This is a genomic window from Xanthomonas cassavae CFBP 4642 (genome assembly GCF_000454545.1).
Lineage (GTDB): Bacteria > Pseudomonadota > Gammaproteobacteria > Xanthomonadales > Xanthomonadaceae > Xanthomonas > Xanthomonas cassavae.
This window is the reverse complement of sequence record NZ_CM002139.1, coordinates 2,595,482-2,612,285: the sequence shown is the minus strand read 5'-3', so window position 1 is coordinate 2,612,285 and position 16,804 is coordinate 2,595,482. Positions and strand designations below refer to the sequence as shown.

General features: G+C 61.2%; 23 protein-coding genes. 10 read left to right on the top strand and 13 right to left on the bottom strand.

Annotation, left to right across the window (positions count from 1 at the left end):
• Nucleotides 1–8: 8 nt before the first annotated feature.
• The 5 genes from XCSCFBP4642_RS0111570 (at nucleotide 9) to XCSCFBP4642_RS0111550 (ending at nucleotide 3,446) form a co-directional block, all read left to right on the top strand.
• Nucleotides 9–1,790: a hypothetical protein gene (locus XCSCFBP4642_RS0111570; protein ID WP_029219922.1), complete on the top strand. Its 1,782-nt coding sequence runs from the start codon at nucleotides 9–11 to the stop codon at nucleotides 1,788–1,790.
• Nucleotides 1,791–1,912: 122 nt separating this feature from the next.
• Entirely contained in the window at nucleotides 1,913–2,563 is a 651-nt protein-coding gene (locus XCSCFBP4642_RS0111565) for a TraX family protein (protein ID WP_029219921.1), read from the top strand.
• Nucleotides 2,564–2,635: 72 nt separating this feature from the next.
• Nucleotides 2,636–2,818: a hypothetical protein gene (locus tag XCSCFBP4642_RS0111560; RefSeq protein WP_029219920.1), complete on the top strand. Its 183-nt coding sequence runs from the start codon at nucleotides 2,636–2,638 to the stop codon at nucleotides 2,816–2,818.
• Nucleotides 2,815–3,111 (top strand): hypothetical protein, encoded by a 297-nt coding sequence (locus XCSCFBP4642_RS0111555; protein WP_029219919.1) that lies wholly within the window; start codon nucleotides 2,815–2,817, stop codon nucleotides 3,109–3,111. Before XCSCFBP4642_RS0111560 ends, XCSCFBP4642_RS0111555 begins: the two co-directional genes overlap by 4 nt.
• Nucleotides 3,108–3,446, top strand: a complete 339-nt coding sequence (locus XCSCFBP4642_RS0111550) for a DUF3653 domain-containing protein (RefSeq protein WP_029219918.1) — start codon at nucleotides 3,108–3,110, stop codon at nucleotides 3,444–3,446. Before XCSCFBP4642_RS0111555 ends, XCSCFBP4642_RS0111550 begins: the two co-directional genes overlap by 4 nt.
• Nucleotides 3,447–3,484: 38 nt before the next feature.
• Here the strand turns inward: XCSCFBP4642_RS0111550 and XCSCFBP4642_RS26995 are convergent, their stop codons facing one another.
• The 11 genes from XCSCFBP4642_RS26995 to XCSCFBP4642_RS0111490 form a co-directional block, all read right to left on the bottom strand.
• A complete protein-coding gene (locus XCSCFBP4642_RS26995; RefSeq protein WP_029219917.1) occupies nucleotides 3,485–3,877 on the bottom strand; it encodes a hypothetical protein in 393 nt (130 codons plus the stop codon).
• A 29-nt stretch (nucleotides 3,878–3,906) separates the two neighbouring features.
• Entirely contained in the window at nucleotides 3,907–5,229 is a 1,323-nt protein-coding gene (locus tag XCSCFBP4642_RS0111540; RefSeq protein ID WP_029219916.1) for a zonular occludens toxin family protein, read from the bottom strand.
• A 1-nt stretch (nucleotide 5,230) separates the two neighbouring features.
• Nucleotides 5,231–5,551: a minor coat protein gene (locus XCSCFBP4642_RS0111535; RefSeq protein ID WP_029219915.1), complete on the bottom strand. Its 321-nt coding sequence runs from the start codon at nucleotides 5,549–5,551 to the stop codon at nucleotides 5,231–5,233.
• Between the two features lie 10 nt (nucleotides 5,552–5,561).
• On the bottom strand, nucleotides 5,562–6,485 hold the full coding sequence (locus tag XCSCFBP4642_RS30050; RefSeq protein WP_425480110.1) for an attachment protein: 924 nt from the start codon (nucleotides 6,483–6,485) through the stop codon (nucleotides 5,562–5,564).
• 203 nt (nucleotides 6,486–6,688) lie between these two features.
• Nucleotides 6,689–6,817: a Phi-Lf prophage-derived major coat protein gene (locus XCSCFBP4642_RS0111520; protein ID WP_029219912.1), complete on the bottom strand. Its 129-nt coding sequence runs from the start codon at nucleotides 6,815–6,817 to the stop codon at nucleotides 6,689–6,691.
• A 28-nt stretch (nucleotides 6,818–6,845) separates the two neighbouring features.
• Nucleotides 6,846–7,097, bottom strand: coding sequence for a hypothetical protein (locus XCSCFBP4642_RS29415; RefSeq protein WP_029219911.1), 252 nt, complete (start codon nucleotides 7,095–7,097; stop codon nucleotides 6,846–6,848).
• 3 nt (nucleotides 7,098–7,100) lie between these two features.
• Nucleotides 7,101–7,397, bottom strand: a complete 297-nt coding sequence (locus XCSCFBP4642_RS24665; protein WP_033898288.1) for a single-stranded DNA-binding protein — start codon at nucleotides 7,395–7,397, stop codon at nucleotides 7,101–7,103.
• Nucleotides 7,394–8,335: a rolling circle replication-associated protein gene (locus XCSCFBP4642_RS0111505; RefSeq protein ID WP_029219909.1), complete on the bottom strand. Its 942-nt coding sequence runs from the start codon at nucleotides 8,333–8,335 to the stop codon at nucleotides 7,394–7,396. The genes XCSCFBP4642_RS24665 and XCSCFBP4642_RS0111505 overlap by 4 nt, the downstream gene beginning before the upstream one ends.
• Before the next feature lie 91 nt (nucleotides 8,336–8,426).
• Nucleotides 8,427–8,603 (bottom strand): hypothetical protein, encoded by a 177-nt coding sequence (locus XCSCFBP4642_RS28560; RefSeq protein WP_228325755.1) that lies wholly within the window; start codon nucleotides 8,601–8,603, stop codon nucleotides 8,427–8,429.
• Nucleotides 8,596–8,769 carry a hypothetical protein gene (locus tag XCSCFBP4642_RS29410; RefSeq protein ID WP_017118719.1) on the bottom strand — a complete coding sequence of 58 codons (174 nt, stop codon included), beginning with the start codon at nucleotides 8,767–8,769 and terminating at the stop codon, nucleotides 8,596–8,598. Before XCSCFBP4642_RS29410 ends, XCSCFBP4642_RS28560 begins: the two co-directional genes overlap by 8 nt.
• A complete protein-coding gene (locus XCSCFBP4642_RS0111490; protein WP_029219908.1) occupies nucleotides 8,766–9,038 on the bottom strand; it encodes a hypothetical protein in 273 nt (90 codons plus the stop codon). Before XCSCFBP4642_RS0111490 ends, XCSCFBP4642_RS29410 begins: the two co-directional genes overlap by 4 nt.
• 125 nt (nucleotides 9,039–9,163) lie before the next feature.
• Here XCSCFBP4642_RS0111490 and XCSCFBP4642_RS26980 point away from each other — a divergent pair, with 125 nt between their 5' ends.
• The 5 genes from XCSCFBP4642_RS26980 (at nucleotide 9,164) to XCSCFBP4642_RS29660 (ending at nucleotide 15,216) form a co-directional block, all read left to right on the top strand.
• A complete protein-coding gene (locus XCSCFBP4642_RS26980) occupies nucleotides 9,164–9,658 on the top strand; it encodes a DUF3693 domain-containing protein (protein WP_029219907.1) in 495 nt (164 codons plus the stop codon).
• A 325-nt stretch (nucleotides 9,659–9,983) separates the two neighbouring features.
• Nucleotides 9,984–12,047, top strand: a complete 2,064-nt coding sequence (locus XCSCFBP4642_RS0111480) for a ferritin-like domain-containing protein (protein ID WP_029219906.1) — start codon at nucleotides 9,984–9,986, stop codon at nucleotides 12,045–12,047.
• 157 nt (nucleotides 12,048–12,204) lie between these two features.
• Entirely contained in the window at nucleotides 12,205–13,026 is an 822-nt protein-coding gene (gene bufB, locus XCSCFBP4642_RS0111475; RefSeq protein WP_029219905.1) for an MNIO family bufferin maturase, read from the top strand.
• Complete coding sequence (locus tag XCSCFBP4642_RS0111470; protein ID WP_228325752.1) at nucleotides 13,019–13,915, top strand: HvfC/BufC N-terminal domain-containing protein; 897 nt, start codon at nucleotides 13,019–13,021, stop codon at nucleotides 13,913–13,915. Before bufB ends, XCSCFBP4642_RS0111470 begins: the two co-directional genes overlap by 8 nt.
• A gap of 32 nt (nucleotides 13,916–13,947) precedes the next feature.
• Nucleotides 13,948–15,216, top strand: a complete 1,269-nt coding sequence (locus XCSCFBP4642_RS29660) for a phosphatidylserine decarboxylase family protein (RefSeq protein WP_029219903.1) — start codon at nucleotides 13,948–13,950, stop codon at nucleotides 15,214–15,216.
• A gap of 188 nt (nucleotides 15,217–15,404) precedes the next feature.
• On the opposite strand, the gene XCSCFBP4642_RS24655 is transcribed toward XCSCFBP4642_RS29660, so the two are convergent.
• A complete protein-coding gene (locus XCSCFBP4642_RS24655; RefSeq protein WP_029219902.1) occupies nucleotides 15,405–15,806 on the bottom strand; it encodes a nuclear transport factor 2 family protein in 402 nt (133 codons plus the stop codon).
• A gap of 55 nt (nucleotides 15,807–15,861) precedes the next feature.
• A complete protein-coding gene (locus tag XCSCFBP4642_RS0111455; protein ID WP_029219901.1) occupies nucleotides 15,862–16,605 on the bottom strand; it encodes an SDR family NAD(P)-dependent oxidoreductase in 744 nt (247 codons plus the stop codon).
• Nucleotides 16,606–16,804 lie beyond the last annotated feature (199 nt).

The window sequence follows — 16,804 nt, the reverse complement described above, 5'->3', positions numbered from 1 at the left end:
CACCACCGGTGACAACGGCTGCCGATCTGCTGCAGGCACTGCGCGCGCGCATGCCGGCCAAGCTCATTCTGGATCGGCGCACCGGGCTGCCATACGGCTGGGCGATCTGGATGCGCAGCCGTGGCGATGCAGTGGCGCCATTCAACGATGACCATGTGACGGATGTGCTGCTGGCGCGTCCATCGACTGCGGATGGCACTGGCGCTGCGCGGCTGCTGACGCCGTTCCAGGCATTTTGCAGCCTGTGGTGGCAACACTGGGAACCACGCCCGCGCGATCAGCGCACGCAGCACTGGCTCGCCTTGCTGGGCAGCTTGCTGATCCACATCGGCTTTATCGCCTTGCTGATCTGGGTGGTCGCCGTGCGCTGGGCCCCGGAGGAGACCACCCAAGGCGAGGAGTCGCGGGTGCGGATGACGTTCATCGGCGATGGCGCGGCCGAGCAGGGAGGCGGGCAAGGGGAACCGTCCGCAACCTCGCTGCCTGCCGCCGGCGAGGCGGCCACGGCGCAGGACGCCAGCGCAGCAAGCGGGACGACGCCACCACCTTCGGTGCCGCCGCAGGCAACCGAACCCACTGAGTCCGCCAGCACGGCGCAGGCGACGGATACCGCCCCCGAACCGGCGGTCGCTGCTGCCAGCGAACCGGTGGCGCCTGAGGTGCCGCAAGTGACGGTGCAGGCGCCGCCAGTCATGATCGAATCGCCGTTGCAGGTGACCGAAACACCGATTGCCACGACAGACTTCGTGGTGCCACCACCGCCGAGCATCACCGTGATGCCACGTTCCGTGGCGCCGTCGGCACCGCAGATCGAGGTGCGTCAGCGCGATATCCAGACCGTGACCGAGCGGCCGGCACTGCGCGAGCTGCAGCGCCCCGCGCCTGCCGTGGCGGTGCGCGCTGCACCGGTGCCGGCGGTACGCGAGCGCGAGATCGTGGTGCCCGACCAACCCCAGCGCAGCGCGCCAGTGATCCGGCCGCGCGAGCTCGCCCCCAGCGTGCGCATGCCCGAGGTTGCGGTGCGTGCCACCGAACTGCCCAGCGTGCCAGAACCAACTCCGGTACCGCCCGCGCCTCCAGCTCAACCGGTACCAGCCAAGCCGGCGACCTCGTCGGCGACGGCCAGCCCGCCTGCTGCGCAGCCTTCGCCAGCCAGCTCGGCAACACAGACTGCGCAGGCCAGATCGGCCACACCTGCGCAAGCTGACAAGGCGGCAGCCTCTTCCGCTGCCACGCCCGTTGCCAGCAGCAAGGCCGGCCCGCAAGCGGCCGACCGTAGCGGCGGCTGGGATGTCGCGGCCAGTGCCGACGACTGGAGTAAATCCGACCGCAACCGGCGTGGCGACAGCAGCGGCGCGAACGGCCAACGCGATGGCGTCTTCAACAGCGACGGCAGTGTGCGGGTGGCCGGTAGCGGCGATACCGGCAGCGGCGCGGGGGATCGTGGGCCGCCGGGCAGCGAGACCGACACCTGGACCCGGGACCAGATCGCCCAGGGCGGCACCTGGCTCAAGCGGCCGCCGTATGGCTACACGCCCACCTCACTGGACAAGTACTGGATGCCGAACCAGTCGCTGTTGCAGGAATGGGTGCGCCGCGGACTGAAGAAGATCGAGATTCCGATTCCGGGCACCACCACCAAGATCAGCTGCGTGGTGTCGCTGCTGCAATTGGGTGGCGGCTGCGGTCTGAGCGACCCCAACCTCAACGACCAACCGGCCACCGCCAGGCCGCCGCCGGATGTGCCGTTCAAGCGCGAGTTGCAGGAAGACAACGGAGCGGTGCGGTGATGGCGAATGATCCTGCGGCTCGGTGATCAATGCCGGCGACGCCGCCGAGGGAATTGGCGTCTGCTTCCTGGAACGACCGGTAGAAAACAGCGGGCATCCGACCCACAAGGCGAGATGTAACGGTGACCAGTGGTGGACGCGAATTCCTCAAGTGGTTAGCTGCCGCCTTCATGACAGGCGATCACGTCTTGAAGGTTCTTGCGATTGGATACGTGCCAGTCGTGACAGAATTAGGGCGGGTGGCATTTCCGCTGTTTGCGCTGGTGCTCGCCTATAACCTTGCCCAGCCCAAGGCGGATGTCGAGAAGTCTGTAAAGCGGCTGTTTCTCTGGGGTCTTATCGCCACGCCGGTTTCAGCTATCGCATTTCAGCGCGTTTTTCCGCTGAACGTTCTGCTGTCTTTTGCATTGGCGGCAGTCTGCATTCTGGCGATCGAGCGCGGCCGCTGGGTTTTCTTTGCTTTATGCGCGCTTCTGGCGCCAACGGCGGTCGACTATCGATGGAGCGGGCTGGCAATCGTGCTGTGCGCGTGGGTGTTCTGGCGTGACCCATGGCAGTGGCGCCTGTCCAGGGGCGTACTGGCGCTGGTGCTGATAGTGTTGCCGGTGGCGCTGCTGTGCTTGGTCAACGACACCCCTTGGGGGTTGCTGGCGCTGCCATTGCTGTTACTTGCGAAAGTGCGCATACCGGTTCCGCGCTCGCGCCGGGCGTTCTATTTTTACTACGTGGGGCATCTACTGGTATTGAGCCTGCTGTCTTACGCAGTGCCCTGACACCTGGCGGCCCTTGCTCTGCGTCGCCTAGTCAACCAACGCAGGCCGCTTGTTGCGCGCGGACTTTCACTGATGAGCGTGGATGAAGTGCTGAATGCCGTGAAGCGCGATCAGAACACCGAGCCCGTCGCAGCGCACTTTGCGGACGAGGGAATTCGGCCGGTGATGACGATGCACACGCAGCGCATTGTCACCGGAACCGATTTTGCCCGTTGCCGCCCGTGTGGCGACCTGAGCTGCTGGCGTCATCGATGAATGAGTTCGCCCAACAGTTCGAGGGCGACCTGGCCAACGGCAAATACACGCCTGCAGCCGAAGCCCTGGAAGACGGGGAGCAGTGGCTGCAGGCAGCACGCGAGATCGATGTCTGCAACTGGTACAGCTCACCGACGTGGTCTTATGGTGGGCGGTTGATGGGTGAAGTACTTCGCCTGGCTATGGATCGGGTTCACATAATATACATTATGCGAAGTGGGCTGTTGACGCTCCTGTGCGCCCTGGCGGCCTATCAATGCTGGTCCCTCCACAGGAAGCGGACTGGACAATGACGCTAGACACCTACGATCGCGTAGACCTAACCGGCCCTTGGGCCGGTTTTGGTTTTCAGGGGCATCGGTTTTTCACTCCCGAAGGCCGAGATATCGACCCGGTGGGAATGCGGTACTGGTCGCTCACATGCAACATCGCCCGCGAGTGGGCGCTGATGATGGCCGAGGAACGCGAGCGCGTGTGGCATGCCAGGCCGGCCGAGGTGATCTACCTGCGGGACGTGCTCCGGCGCAGGCGTGAAATGCGGCTATCAGTGGTGGATGGCGCGGGGTCCGCCGATCGATCGACGGTGATCCGTAGGACGCGTGGGCCACGAGGTCCACGGCGCGGGTAAGGCGTTATCCGTAGGGGCTATGCCCCTACACCCCTGGGTTATTTGCAGGCGTCTTGGACTGCGTTGTCCCAATAGCTGGAAAGCGCGAAAGAGCGATGCACGCCGGCAGCTTCATAGGCTGCACGACGCCCCTCTTTGGCAACCTCACAGGCATAGCGATCCTTGGAAGAACTGGCAGCCACATAGGTCCCAGAACCGGAACGAACAGGAGAAGCATTGCGGGCGCGAAGCTGCTCAGCGGTACGGGCAAGCCTTTGCCTCAACGCCGGGTTATCCGGCTCAGGCTGAGCATCCCATTGCTTTGCGGCAACGCCTGCACACGGAGCCGACTGGTAAACGACTTGCGCACCGTTCACGCACTTGAAAACCTGCTGGGCGCTGGCCGGAGCGGAAGCCACGAAGAGCACAACAAGAAACGCACGAATATCCATACGCCCTCCCCTTGAGAGCGGGATTCTACCTACATCTGCAAGGTAGTGGCCGGCGTCGTGGTGTTCGTGGTGTAGGCCTTGTTGTCCGGGAACGTGCCCTGCGTACGCGGCCCGTACTCAATGACACCGCCTCGCACCCGGTCGCGGTCAGCGCCGCCGCCGTCACTCCCTACGGTCGCAACGCCAGCAGCGCCGCCGCTCCCATCGGGGGCCATGTTGTAGAGCCGTGCGTCCTTCTCACGTATGGGCGCGGTCCAGGGCCACGCGGTGGCCACCATTATGTGCTTGCCTGCTGACAGGCGAACGCCGTACGTGACGACGCTGACGCTGTAGCCCAGGGCGCGCAGCTGCGTGAGGTCCAATTCCTCAATGACGTTGTTGCTCTCATCGATCCATTGGACCCAGGCCCGGTCCTGATCCCCTACCCGCGCACGCGCCGACAGCCGAATGCGGCCCTTGTTGGCAAGCTCGGCGACATAGCGCTGTTCCTGCGTGAGATCGGCAAGCGGATCGGGCGGCGGCGGCTGGATCGGCACGCTTGGCGCGCCATTTGCCAAGCCCGCACCCACGTGCGTGGGCTTGTTGGTCTGGCTGGCCGAGGCCACCGGCTTGTTCGGATCGGAACGATCCTTGGTGAAGTAGTGCACGAAGAAGTAGATGCCAACAACACCCACGACGATGAAGATGGCAGCACGCACCGCCATCGCCGCCCAGACGTTTTTGCCGCCCTCTTCGTAGACCTCCGTGTTTTCGGCACCAGGGGCATAGCCGTCATACAGCGGAAAAATCGCAGGATCGTACTTGAGCGTCTGACCGCCCACCTTCTCAAACTTGCCCGGCGAAGTGGTGTGGAAATACGTCACGCGATACCGGCCCTTCATACCGATGGCGGTCATCTTCTGGAAGGTGTTTTTCTTCTCGATGCGCGCCTTGACCGCCGAGTGCAGGCGGTTGATCCATTGCGTCATGATGACCGCATCGCCGCCGTTCTGGCCGAGCAGCGCCCAGAAATTCTCCACTGCCGGCGCGAGCGGCTTGCGCTCATTGACGTAGAACTCGTGCACCTCATCAATGACGACTAACGCATCTTTGAACTCGTCCGGAATGCACCACTTGCCCGACTCATCCTGCGTGCACGCAAAAAGCTTGGTCACGTTTTTCGTATCGACCAAAACGAGCAGGCTTTGCACATCGCTTTCGGCAATGCCCAGGTGCTTAGCAATGCGATCAAACCGCAAGCCGTTGAGACGTGCGAACACGCGCCGGCCCTTCTTGAGCGCGGGGAGGATGTGATTCTTTACCGCGTCGTAGCTCTTGCCGGCACGCGGCACACCTTCGTTGAAAACTAGCATGTCACCAAATCCCGACCGTCAGAACGCGACGCAACAAATAGAACACCATGGCCGCACCAATCATCACCAACGCGGGACCGATCTTGAACACATCGGCGAACCACAAGATTGTGCTGCCGGCGTTACCGAGCATACCGCCAATGCTCTGGCCCTTCATGAAGTCCGGCATGGGCAGCAACGTCAACACGTAGAGAATGGCCGCCAGCGACTGTTCAAGCCACATGACGAACAGGTCGCCAACGAAATCGACAACCGCCTGCCATACCAGTTTGACGGCACGCCACAGCCATGCGGTCAAATCGTTGAACCAACCTGCTTGCATATCGTCGTCCTCAGGTCACAGCAATGCGAAGAGCAGCGTACGCAGCAATCGCGAGGATCACCCAGCCCGCCGCGCGCAAGAACGCCAGGAAATCGCCGCCGCAGTGAAAATTGATCGTCATGGCGTCCCAAAACTTCGACGCGCGCAGCGAAAACACCGGACACGATCCACCCGAGGGCACGGTCATGAAGTCCGTGATGCCGGCGACCATGGGCGTGCCACGCACCTGCGTATTGAATTTGCTCAGCACAGACTCAACAGTCTTGCCGCTTTTTTTGTAGAGCTCGGACATGGGAGCGCCCTCACCGCCTTCACCCTCACCGGGCGTAGTGCCGTCACCATCGCCAGGAGTATCACCGTCACCGTCGCCGTCGCCGTCGCCATCACCATCGCCGTCGCCGTCGCCACCGCCATCACTGCCACCGTCTCCACCACCATCACTGCCGCCGTCACCACCGCCATCGCTTCCACCGTCTCCACCACCGTCACTGCCACCATCTCCACCACCATCGCTGCCGCCGTCACCATCACCGCCGTCATCGCCCGGAGTAGAAGGCGGCGCGTCGCCTGCGGAGCAAGTGGCACCGCTGGGATACATGCCGCTGCCGCCTGAAGCACCAACAGTGAAGTTGTAGAAGCAGCCGTCATCGCAGCTAAAACCGCTGCCATCGGAAGAAGACGCACCAATCAACGGGGGACGCTGGGCACACGTTTTGCTGTAAAACGTAGAACCAGCACTAGCAGGCCCACCAATGCTACACGTCGCCTGTGCGTTATAAATGCCAGCACTGTCGGCAACAACATCCGGCCCCTTGTAAAGCGAATTGGAACCGCCGACTAGCTTGCACAAATCAACGCCGCGCTGATCGGCCAGCATGCGAGCAGCCAAAAACGCCTGCCCTTGATCGCAGGCGTCAGCCGAATCTCTACACATGGCGGCATTGGCGCTAAACGCGCATGACCAGAACGCACCCGCAAGGATGCACGCGACAAGGCGAACAGTTATCACGCGTCTAAACCCTTGACGCCTGCCCACCCACACAGCGCGCCCATAAATCCACAGAACAAGAGAACGATCATCGCCCTACCCTGAAAGAGAGAGGGCGACACCGAAGCGCCGCCCTACCCTCACCACAATTAGCCGAAGAAGCTTGCAACCTTCTTAGCACCCCACTTGGTGAAGCCCACCAAGGCAATGATTGCGGCCGCTGCGATCATCGCGGTTGCAGCTTCAGCACCGCTCACGCCAGCCAGAATGTCACCCATGTTTAACTCTCCTCATTGATTGATTGATTTACCGGTCGTTGAACATGCCTGCGACGCTGCCGGCGAGGCGTCCCAGGACGAACCACACGATCACAAGGCCACAGCAGCCGGTGGACCACGCTACGGCGTCCTCCTTGCTGGGCATTGCGAACGCTTCTTGCACCAGCGCATACACGCTGTATTCGCTACCACTGACGAGTACGTAGCCGCTGCACTCGCCAACCGATTGGCCGGTGGGCACCAACGTGCCGTCCGCTTGCAGGGCTACGCACATCGCCATGGATTAGCCGGCCTTTGCGGGCTGCTGTTGCAGCCTTGCAGTGAGATCAGGCACCAGCCGGATGCGACGGCCAAACTCGAGACCGCCGAATTTATTGTTCTGCAACGACTTGGGATCGATGATGTAAAAGCCCTCGCCGTAAGGGGGTTGATCCTCATCAAGGCCAATGGTGAACGGCAGCGGGAAATCTCCCTCCCGCAACACCGCTGCGGTCTGCTCACGGAAATGCGTCGCGGGCTTACCCTCGCGCGCAGGGAAGGAACGAACAGCGACAGCGGAACTCATGACTTGGACTTTCATAGTTGGACTACCTTCCAGGCGAATGTCCGGCCGAAAATGAATGTGACTTTCCACGGAGACGGCCAGAACTCTCCGGTAAGCCTGTCGAACCATCCGCCCTTTACTTTGCGGATATCCGCTTCCCCGCCGAGAGCTTCACGCGCATCTTTCGGGGCTTTCCACCAGCGCAACTCGCGCTTGGATTCGGTATCAAGTCCACCAATGCCATGGGTGCGGAAGCCTTTGGGAAAAGCTCCAGCTGTAAGGGCAGTGAACTTGCTCGCGTATTTCGCGAGATACCCGACGCAGTTGCGGGCTTTCTCAATTTGCGTTGTGCCATGTGGCCACCAGCCGCGTTGATCGACCTTGCCGAAATACATGCCAGTGGGAACCCACAGCATCACGTGGTAGTGCGGACGGAATCGCTGGGTGAGCTCTCCGACCCATACGTAACGAAAGCTTTCACGGTTCCACCGTGCGCGCCCAGATTTAAGGCGATTGAAGTGGCCGCGCATGCGTTTAAATAGTTCGCTAACGTCACGAGGGCTGCTGTCGCTTCCATCACGGTAGGTGAGCGTGAGGAAATACCACGCACCACGGAAGGAGCCTTTTTTCGCTTCCTGGTCATGCAGACGTGCTCCGGTAATCACGGACTTTCGCAGCCGTTGCGCCCGCGCTTGCAGCGGGTCGATTTCGATGGTCACGGTGCCGGTCGAAGAGGCCCGCGTGTCACTTGTTTTGTAATGGACAAGCCCAAGGGCCAGCGCTGCGCGCTGGCCCTCAGCGGTCAATGCGATCGGATGGGCAGCGTCGAACTCACGCACGCTTGTGCCGACCACACGCTTGTTCTTTTGGATCTTCTCTGCGGCGATTTCAGTGCGGCGCGTAGCGGCCTGCATGACGCCAACAGATGCATCGAAAGCGGACAACTCACGCGATTGCGTGGGCTGTTCCTGCATTCGAATCCGTGCGTTTTTCGAGGTGCATGCAAGGCACAACCGGCCTGGGAAAAAATAGGCAGTGGTGTCGCCGCAGAAAGAGCACGTGCCGTCAGCCACGATAGAACTCCATGGCAGCATCACGGGCATCGGCAGCATCGGTGCGCGATGCGAAATAACTCTGTTCGACAGCATTGCCGTTGACGACGATGGTCAACACGTAAATGCGTGGACCGCCGTGCACACGAGCAGCGGAGATGAGCCACTGCACAGACGGAGCGTCAGTCATGGCCGACACCGGAGAAATACGCGATCAGACCGGCAGGCGTCAGGAACAAGAACACGCCACAGACCCATGTCCACGGCTCAGGCAGGTAGTAGGCACCGATGATGAAAAGGGAGATGAAGGCAGCGAGCGCCCACACGTAGCCGATGCACTTTGCGAACTCCTTCATGCGACGGACCGCCCATACCAATAGCCAGAGGTCGCATCCGCCATGAGTTCGGCGCGTTCCTCAGCAGCAGCTACACAGGGATCAACGTAGTCCACCGCCAAAGACGATGCGACCAGATCGGCGTAGCTTTCGATGATGAAGACCTGTTCGCGGTGTGCGCGCAGCGCAGCTTCGGCGCGACGGTCAAGAATCCAGGCGACCAATCGGGCGAGGCCGACAATCACGGTCAGCGCGGAAGCGCCGATCAGTGCAAGTGCGTTTGTGTCCATGAAGCCCCTATCCCCTGCCCCTTGACGCGGACCCCGGAGGGGAGCCGGGGGCGCGGTGTCATACGGCGTAGGACACGAGGTGCATGTAACATGAGAAAGGACACTTATGTCAAACGGTATATGACGTGGACACCATAAATAAATTACTTGACACGGCGCGCAAAGCATGCTCGCGCGACTCAGACAACAGTGTTGCGCTGTCGCTTGGCGTGTCGCGGAATTCGGTTTCGGTGTGGCGCAAAGGCGGCAAGATCACAGACACACACCTAATGGCGCTCATTGAACTGGCACAGGCCGATCCGGCGTTGGCCGTGAAGGTGCGCCAGGAAGAGGCAGCATCGCCGGCAGAGAAGAAGGCGTGGAGTGCGCTGTGGGACAGACTGTCCCCGGTCACTACGGTGATCGGGGCGCTCGCACTGGTGGCAGTCGGCATGCACGCAGGGGCGCATGAGGCGCTGCTGGCGGCCCTCTCGCCGGTCGTGATAACCGACCCTCTATACATTATGCGAAATGTATTGGAGTGCGGCATGAACTCGGATGTGGCAGGTCTGGAACCGGGCTCAAGCGCTCAGGTCGAAGTCAGTGCGAGACTCATCGTTCAAGGCCAACGACTGAATTGATGCCGGCACGGCACCCTATGTGCCTGGCGGTGCCACAGATGTGCTAGGTCACGGAATCCCGGTCGGCTTGATCACGCATTGTCATTTCCAGGCGCACTGGGCAATTGACTCGCCCCGGAGCCGGGCATATACGTCGAAGCAACCTACGACATCTCCAGAGGGTCTCAAGAAACCAAAAGAGCGCCCTCGATCTCCCAATGAGCCTAGACGCAAGGACTGCGCGAACGGATGCAGTTTTCGTCGCCACTGGGACGGATGGATGCGCTTCAGATGCATGCAATCTCGCCACCCAGCCAAATGCTAGGACACTATGGAGAAGGTTTGTATGAGCGCGACCGAAACGCATGCCCTATCGGGAGTCATTTCCAGCACTCCCCGCCAGATCGTCAACCAGCCCCTTTCGAACCTCGACGCCGACAAAGCCGCACTGCAGGCCTTGGTCCAGGCTGCGGTGAATGTAGAGCTCTTCACCGTGCCGCTGTATATGTGCACGATGAAATCCATCCAGGGCACGCACGCGATCAATGCCAACGGCATTTCCTATTACAAAGGCCGCCGCTGGCCGGGCATGGCGACCGGAACGCTACCGGTGGGCGCTCCGCCTGAGACGACTGCTCCGCAACGCGCCTATAACTTGCTGTTCTCCGTGTTTATCGATGAGATGCTGCATCTTCAGATGGCCGCAAATCTGTGTGGCGCGGTCGGTGTTACCCCGACGTTCAACAGCCCGCTGCTCCAGGACGCCAACCACAACTGGATCTGCTACGGCCCGTCGCAAACCGTCATTCCGCATATCATCGATCTGCAAGACCTGGAAGACGGCACAGTGGGTAGCGGATTGACTGTCGACCTTGCAGGATTGACGGACGCGCAAGTGGCGCTGTTTACGGTGATCGAGGAAAACCACGATACTGCACGCGTCAAGATCAAGCCCTCGGTGCTTGAAACAACCTATTTCCCGACCGTGCCGTTCAATGGCTGGACTGCGACGAATACGGAAGTGGACCTGCCGAAATTCGGGACCATCGGCTGGATGTATTTTTGCATCTTCCAATACATCACGCTCAAATACGAAGACGGCCAGACCTTGTGGGAAAAGGTGTTTGCAGGCCCCACAGGTCAGCGCGATTTGTTCAATGGCGTCACCAGCAAGATCCAAAAAGAATACCCGCAGCTCAACACCCAGATCACCGAAACGCAGTCCCTGGCCGCCGCAGCGCAGGCCATCTACATGATGTATGCCATCTGCGATCAAGGCGAAGGTGGGATCGACTGGCAAACCACCAGCGCGTTCCTGGGCATGATCCACGAGCGCGCACTGGAGACGGGCGCCACGCTTGCGACCCTCAACAGCGTGATCGTGCAGTTCCAGCCCGACGAAGCGGCATTAGCCAACAACTATCCGTCCTACACCGATAGCGGTGAGCCCGCCCCCTCGGCAGATGCGGCTGCGCGATCGAGCAATGGCGGGCAGGATCATTACGAGCGCTTCGAGCAACTGCTTGATCTGGTCGACCAGGTGGAGACGTGGAGTGAATGGCACGCAGTGTCCGGCAACGTCTGGACAGAGGCGCTGCTCACCGGTGCCGACTTCGACCCCGCCACCGCACCGACCACCATCCCCAAGCCGTCGGAGGTGGCGACTGCGCTCAACAACTTGAAGCTGGTTGATCCGGTCGGGTTGGACAATGTCGCACAGGGCGCGCTTGCCGGCATCACCACCGTGCTGACCAAATCCTGGGGCGATCTGTCTGTCGACTTCCCGTTCCCTTCCATGGTCGGTTCGGGTGACCGCATGGGGTTGTATTGGGCCGTGTATGGCAGCGCGCCAACCCTGCGGCAAGGAGTGGCGGCGCAGCCGATCAGCGCCCTGCAACATGCCTGCCAGGGCCTGGCACTGGATGCATCCGGCGGGAACTGTGCGGCGCCGGCCATCTATCACAGCTGCAAGGGCTCCAACACCTGCGCCACCCAGGGAGGCTGCGGTTTTGCTCATTCGGTGAGCGGAGGCGGCAACTGCTCGCAGTCGATCGGAGGACGCGGCGGCTGTGGCCAATCTGCGCCACGTGCTGCTGCGGTAGGTGGCAGCTGCGGTCTGCCGGACTTCTTCAGCGCGCCCGCAGACAACAAATGCGCAGGGTTGGGTGGATGCGCCGTGCCCATTTCCGCCTCGCAGCTGTATCCCACCGCCGGCACGATGGAACTGTTCGATTTCACTGGTTCGGATAATACTCCCACGCCAATAGCGGAACTGCCCTTCGCTGTGGGCGATTCGGTCTACGATATCGCATGGCAGGCGTTCGAGAAGGTCATGGCCAACCGCCAACTGCCGCCTGGCACCAAGCCCAATCCGACGGACCTGCGCATTGCCCTACCGCCTTCCACCTGACGGCCGACATGGTGATGCACGCATGTCCAACGCAGCCGCACCATGTCCAGGGCATGGAAGAACGCATGCCCTACCCCGACTGGGCTTACCCAATCTCGGATTCGGTGTGGGACTTCGGCCGCAGCATCTCCCGGCCATCCTGGCCGGGGGAGCGCGGGTGGAGTGGTTCGAAATCATTTCCGAGAACTATCTCGACGACGCCGGCTACCAGCGAGCCATGTTGAGCAAGCTGGCGGTCGAGGTCCCCATCGTGATGCATGGCGTCAGCTTGTCGATCGGTTCGAACACCCCGCTCGACACCGCTTACCTGCACAAGCTCAAACAGCTTGCGGAAGACATCAACGCCGTCTGGGTGTCCGATCATCTGTGCTGGACCGGACTCGGTTCGCACAACTCGCATGACCTGCTCCCCCTGCCCTTCAATGCAGAGTCGCTCGTTCATGTGCGCGATCGGGTTTTGCAGGTGCAGGACGTGCTCGGCAGAGCGCTGGTGCTGGAAAACCCATCCAGCTATGTGCAGTTCCAGACGTCGACCATGCCGGAGTGGGAGTTTCTGTCACGCCTGGCCGAGAGCACCGGTTGCGGCATCCTGCTGGACGTCAACAATGTCTATGTGAGTGCTCACAACCATCGCTTCGACCCAGAGGTGTATCTTCGCTCGCTGCCGCATCAACAGGTGGTGCAGATCCACCTGGCAGGACCGACGCAATACGGCGACTGCCTGGTCGACACGCACGACCAACCCGTGCCCGCCCGCGTGTGGGAGCTATATGCACTTGCGCAGCAACTGACCGGCGGCGTCTCGACACTGCTGGAATGGGACGCCAACTTGCCTGACTACGACGGGCTCCTGCGCGAGCTGGACAAGGCGCGCCAGGTCATGGAAGGCAGCATGCCGGCAACGGCAACTCCGGTGGCAGCCGAGCAAGCAGTTTCCACGCCCCTCCACCATCCCCAGGTGGAGCGTCTGGATGCTTAGTTCTCCAACGGGCCGCCAGAGCGCCACGCCGCTTGGCGAGGTGCAACGCTGGATGCTGACGGCAACCACACATGCGGCTGGGCTGAAAGAAGGTCTTAGATCCGCGCTTGCCGGACAGGGCCTGGATCTCCACACACTCGTTGCTACGCCTGCTGGTGTCGATCCGCATGCACGGCTGGCTATCTACGCCAATGGCTATTGGCTCAGGCTGATCGAATGCCTGCAATGCGACTATCCAGCGCTATCGCGCCTGCTTGGCCAGGAACTGTTCGCGTTCTTCGCACGCGCGTACCTGAGGGAACATCCCTCACGCTCTCCCACTTTGCATGCGCTGGGTGCAGGTCTCCCCCACTTTCTTCGTGCCTCGCAACGGTCTCGCCCCGGGCAGCAACGCCAACGCTTTCCGCTCGAGCTGGCTTGGATCGAGCGGGCACTCTCCGAGGCCAGCCGCGCGCGGGGACTGGAAGACGCAGACGTCGATACACGGATGAATGCAGCGGTGCTCGCAATGGGAGTGCCCTGCGTTGTGCGCCTGCCTGCGACCACCAGGCTGACCGTCGTGTCTCACACACCGGAGAGCTTTCGGAGGTGGCTGTCGGGCGAACGCCCGAATGAATTCCCCATCGCTGGCCACACCTTCCTTACCGTGCACCGTCACCGCTACCGCGTCGGGATTGAACCGCTCACCGACTGGCAATTCTTCGCCTTGCGCCACGCGGCGCGCCGTCCGCGCACGCTCATCGAATGCGCACAGGCGGCGGCACGCCGCACTGGACGAACGGCAGGCGAACTGCACGCCCTGCTTGCGCTATGGCTGCCCACTGCTCAGGCATCGAGCCTGGTGGAGCTGACGTCCCCATCAGCAACCACTGAACCCACCGACCTATAGATTTGCTCAACACTCCGACCGAGGACATTCGCATGCCTGGCGTTACCGCACCGTTGTTGGACGTGCACTATCAATGCAGCTTCGGCGCGCTGGCCGGATATCTTCCGGAAGACCGCAGCGGATTGACCGCGTGGCACGCGCTCATTCGCGAAAAAGCTGACCGGCTACGCAGCGCTCAAGGACCTGGCTACGTCAATAAGGCAGTGCAGGACATGGCCGACCTGATTGACGCCAACGGCATCGTGCGCATGTATGTCACCGAGGCTATCGACCAGACCGGTGCTTTTACGAAGAACATTTCCTCCATCCAGGACATGTTGGCCCAGCTCGATGTCATCTGCACCACGGCGCCCGAATACAACGTCGACAAGAACGCACGGGTTCTGTTCCCGATGTCGGCGCTGTTTGTCGACATGATGGCAACGCCCGCAGGCAAAGCCCTCTTCCGACTCGCATCGTTCAATGAAGCACTGAGGGCGATTCTGAAGACTTGGGCGGCGTATCTCGACAGCCAGGCCAGCTGCTGGGTGCTCAACCGAGATCCCAATGTCGGCTGGCTAGGCACAGCCGCCATCGCCGAATTCAAGCTTGCCGATTTTGTCATCGACTGGGACGCCGAGCACGGCGGCTTTCAATCCTACAATGACTTTTTTCATCGCGAAATTCAGGCCAGTTGTCGCCCGCTAGCTGGGGAAGGCGACGCCAGCATCATCACCTCGCCCAACGACGGCACGGTGTATCGCATCGCAACCGACGTGCAACAGAGCGCCGTGTTCTGGATCAAGGAGCAGAGCTACTCCTTGCAGGACATGCTCGCCAACCCGGATGCAGCTCTGCTGCAGCGCTTTGTGGGAGGCACGGTGGTGCAGATCTTCTTGAGTGGAGCGGACTATCACCGCTGGCATGCGCCGGTCGATGGCGTGGTCACTTACGAGAATGTCAACGGACTACTTTTCAGCGAAAACGAAGACAGCAGCTTCGATCCGGACGCAGGTGTGACATCGCAGGTCTATGGATCGGCAGTCAATAATCGAGGCATTGTCTCCATTGCTGCCGACGACGCGCGCCTGGGCACCGTCTTCGTGATGCCGATCGGCATCACGGAAATCTCCTCACTGACGCAGACTGCTGCCAATGGCCAGCACGTCAGCAAAGGCGATGAGCTGGGCTACTTCAACTACGGCGGCTCAACGCTTTGCCTGGTGTTCGAGAAAAGCGTGGCACTGAACTTCGGCACCCTGCAACCGAACCAGACCATCGACGTTAATGCACAGCTTGCAAGATTAAACACACCTGTTTGACGCTGCTCAAGGTCGTCGTTCTCGCGCAGGCAAGCGATGACGCGACCTAGGCAGGCTTCACAGCCACACGTTCCCATCGACCACGCCATACCTGGAATGCCTCCCAGCCATCGAAGCTGCCTGCCGCATTGTCACCCTGGCAGGAAAAAGAGCGGACTTTGTCCCTCGCGTTCGCCTGCGTGTATTTGCTACTCAAGCTCCGCATGGAGATGCACGATCAATCCGCCCGCATCGAATCTCAACACCATTTGGCCAATCTCATGTCCGAAGTCGCCAGTGAAATCGAGTCGAAGGCGGCTACACAGCTCATCTGCGTGGTTCAATGCGAGTATCCGGGCGACCGTGTCGTAGCCGACGAAATAGCTTTCGATGTACTTACGAATGCCGCGACGGCCATGGAATACCTGTTCTGTCGATGGGTCGTCGATCAGAGCGGCAGGCGCAAAAAGAGCAACTGCGGCGTCTGTGTCAAAAGCATTGGTTGCGGCAACAAGCGCTATGGCCACCGATTGGCGTGCGTCCTTCTGCGCGCTAGACCTGGTGAAAGACATTGATCTTTTTATCGAGTGCTTCTTCATTGTACTGGTCATGAGACTCCGTTGCGCAGCGAGGCGATCTTTTGGCTGGCTGGCCGGCCTGTGAATGCTAGAGGATGTAACCGCCGGAAACGTCGATCGATTGCCCGTTGATCCATTGCCCATCGGTGGACAGCAGCATTGCGATCACGCGCGCGACATCGTCGGGCTCTCCGATGCGATCGAGCGCGGTCCTGGATGCAAGCAAGGACTCGAACGCGGCGTCCACGCCGCCGCCCAGCTCGGTCCGGATGGCACCAGGCGACACAGCGTTGACGCGGATTCCTCGCCCGCCGAACTCCTGCGCCATGTAGCGCGTCAGAACCTCCAATCCACCCTTGCACGCGGCATACGGCGCGACACCCGCAGTGGCCACGCGCGTCGTGGCACTGGTCAGGTTGACGATCGATGCTCCCTGCTCCAGTAACGGCAGCAGCTGCTGGGTCAGGAAAAAAGGGCCCTTGAGATGCACATTGCATAGTGCATCGAACTGCTGCTCGGTCGCCGTCTCGATCGGGTTGAAGAGGCCGTGCCCGGCATTGTTGACCAGCCCGGACAAGGTCTCGCACTGCCAATGTTCTTTCAGCTGCTGGACCACCGCCTGGTGGAATGCACCAAAGCCTGAGAGCTGGCCGACATCCAGGCGTAACGCCACCGCGCGCGCGCCCATGCCTTCGATGTCATGCACCACCTCTGCGGCCGCATCGGCCTGGCTGTTGTAGGTCAGGATGACGCCCATTCCGCGCCGTGCACATTCCCGCGCAGTGCTTGCGCCGATACCGCGACTTCCGCCAGTGATAACGATCACGCCCATTGACTTGCTCCGTTGTTGTTGAGGAGCATCACCTTAAGATGCAGGGCGCGACCCAGCCTGCCCGATCATCGCGTAGACCTGCCTATTCCTGCTCCTGACTTCCCTACCCCCCCCTTCGGATCGAATTACCCATGATGTCCGCGCTCGCCACCCTCCGCCGACTGACCGCACATGCCGAGAACAGGCGTACCGACACCGG

Bases quoted from the DNA above. Each gene is read 5' to 3' on its own strand.
- XCSCFBP4642_RS0111560 (WP_029219920.1), top strand. From the start codon at position 2,636: ATGAGCGTGGATGAAGTGCTGAATGCCGTGAAGCGCGATCAGAACACC.
- XCSCFBP4642_RS0111555 (WP_029219919.1), top strand. From the start codon at position 2,815: ATGAATGAGTTCGCCCAACAGTTCGAGGGCGACCTGGCCAACGGCAAA.
- XCSCFBP4642_RS0111550 (WP_029219918.1), top strand. From the start codon at position 3,108: ATGACGCTAGACACCTACGATCGCGTAGACCTAACCGGCCCTTGGGCC.
- XCSCFBP4642_RS26995 (WP_029219917.1), bottom strand. From the start codon at position 3,877: ATGGATATTCGTGCGTTTCTTGTTGTGCTCTTCGTGGCTTCCGCTCCG.
- XCSCFBP4642_RS0111540 (WP_029219916.1), bottom strand. From the start codon at position 5,229: ATGCTAGTTTTCAACGAAGGTGTGCCGCGTGCCGGCAAGAGCTACGAC.
- XCSCFBP4642_RS0111535 (WP_029219915.1), bottom strand. From the start codon at position 5,551: ATGCAAGCAGGTTGGTTCAACGATTTGACCGCATGGCTGTGGCGTGCC.
- XCSCFBP4642_RS30050 (WP_425480110.1), bottom strand. From the start codon at position 6,485: ATGTGTAGAGATTCGGCTGACGCCTGCGATCAAGGGCAGGCGTTTTTG.
- XCSCFBP4642_RS0111520 (WP_029219912.1), bottom strand. From the start codon at position 6,817: ATGGGTGACATTCTGGCTGGCGTGAGCGGTGCTGAAGCTGCAACCGCG.
- XCSCFBP4642_RS29415 (WP_029219911.1), bottom strand. From the start codon at position 7,097: ATGGCGATGTGCGTAGCCCTGCAAGCGGACGGCACGTTGGTGCCCACC.
- XCSCFBP4642_RS24665 (WP_033898288.1), bottom strand. From the start codon at position 7,397: ATGAAAGTCCAAGTCATGAGTTCCGCTGTCGCTGTTCGTTCCTTCCCT.
- XCSCFBP4642_RS0111505 (WP_029219909.1), bottom strand. From the start codon at position 8,335: ATGCAGGAACAGCCCACGCAATCGCGTGAGTTGTCCGCTTTCGATGCA.
- XCSCFBP4642_RS28560 (WP_228325755.1), bottom strand. From the start codon at position 8,603: ATGACTGACGCTCCGTCTGTGCAGTGGCTCATCTCCGCTGCTCGTGTG.
- XCSCFBP4642_RS29410 (WP_017118719.1), bottom strand. From the start codon at position 8,769: ATGAAGGAGTTCGCAAAGTGCATCGGCTACGTGTGGGCGCTCGCTGCC.
- XCSCFBP4642_RS0111490 (WP_029219908.1), bottom strand. From the start codon at position 9,038: ATGGACACAAACGCACTTGCACTGATCGGCGCTTCCGCGCTGACCGTG.
- XCSCFBP4642_RS0111480 (WP_029219906.1), top strand. From the start codon at position 9,984: ATGAGCGCGACCGAAACGCATGCCCTATCGGGAGTCATTTCCAGCACT.
- XCSCFBP4642_RS0111470 (WP_228325752.1), top strand. From the start codon at position 13,019: ATGCTTAGTTCTCCAACGGGCCGCCAGAGCGCCACGCCGCTTGGCGAG.
- XCSCFBP4642_RS29660 (WP_029219903.1), top strand. From the start codon at position 13,948: ATGCCTGGCGTTACCGCACCGTTGTTGGACGTGCACTATCAATGCAGC.
- XCSCFBP4642_RS24655 (WP_029219902.1), bottom strand. From the start codon at position 15,806: ATGACCAGTACAATGAAGAAGCACTCGATAAAAAGATCAATGTCTTTC.
- XCSCFBP4642_RS0111455 (WP_029219901.1), bottom strand. From the start codon at position 16,605: ATGGGCGTGATCGTTATCACTGGCGGAAGTCGCGGTATCGGCGCAAGC.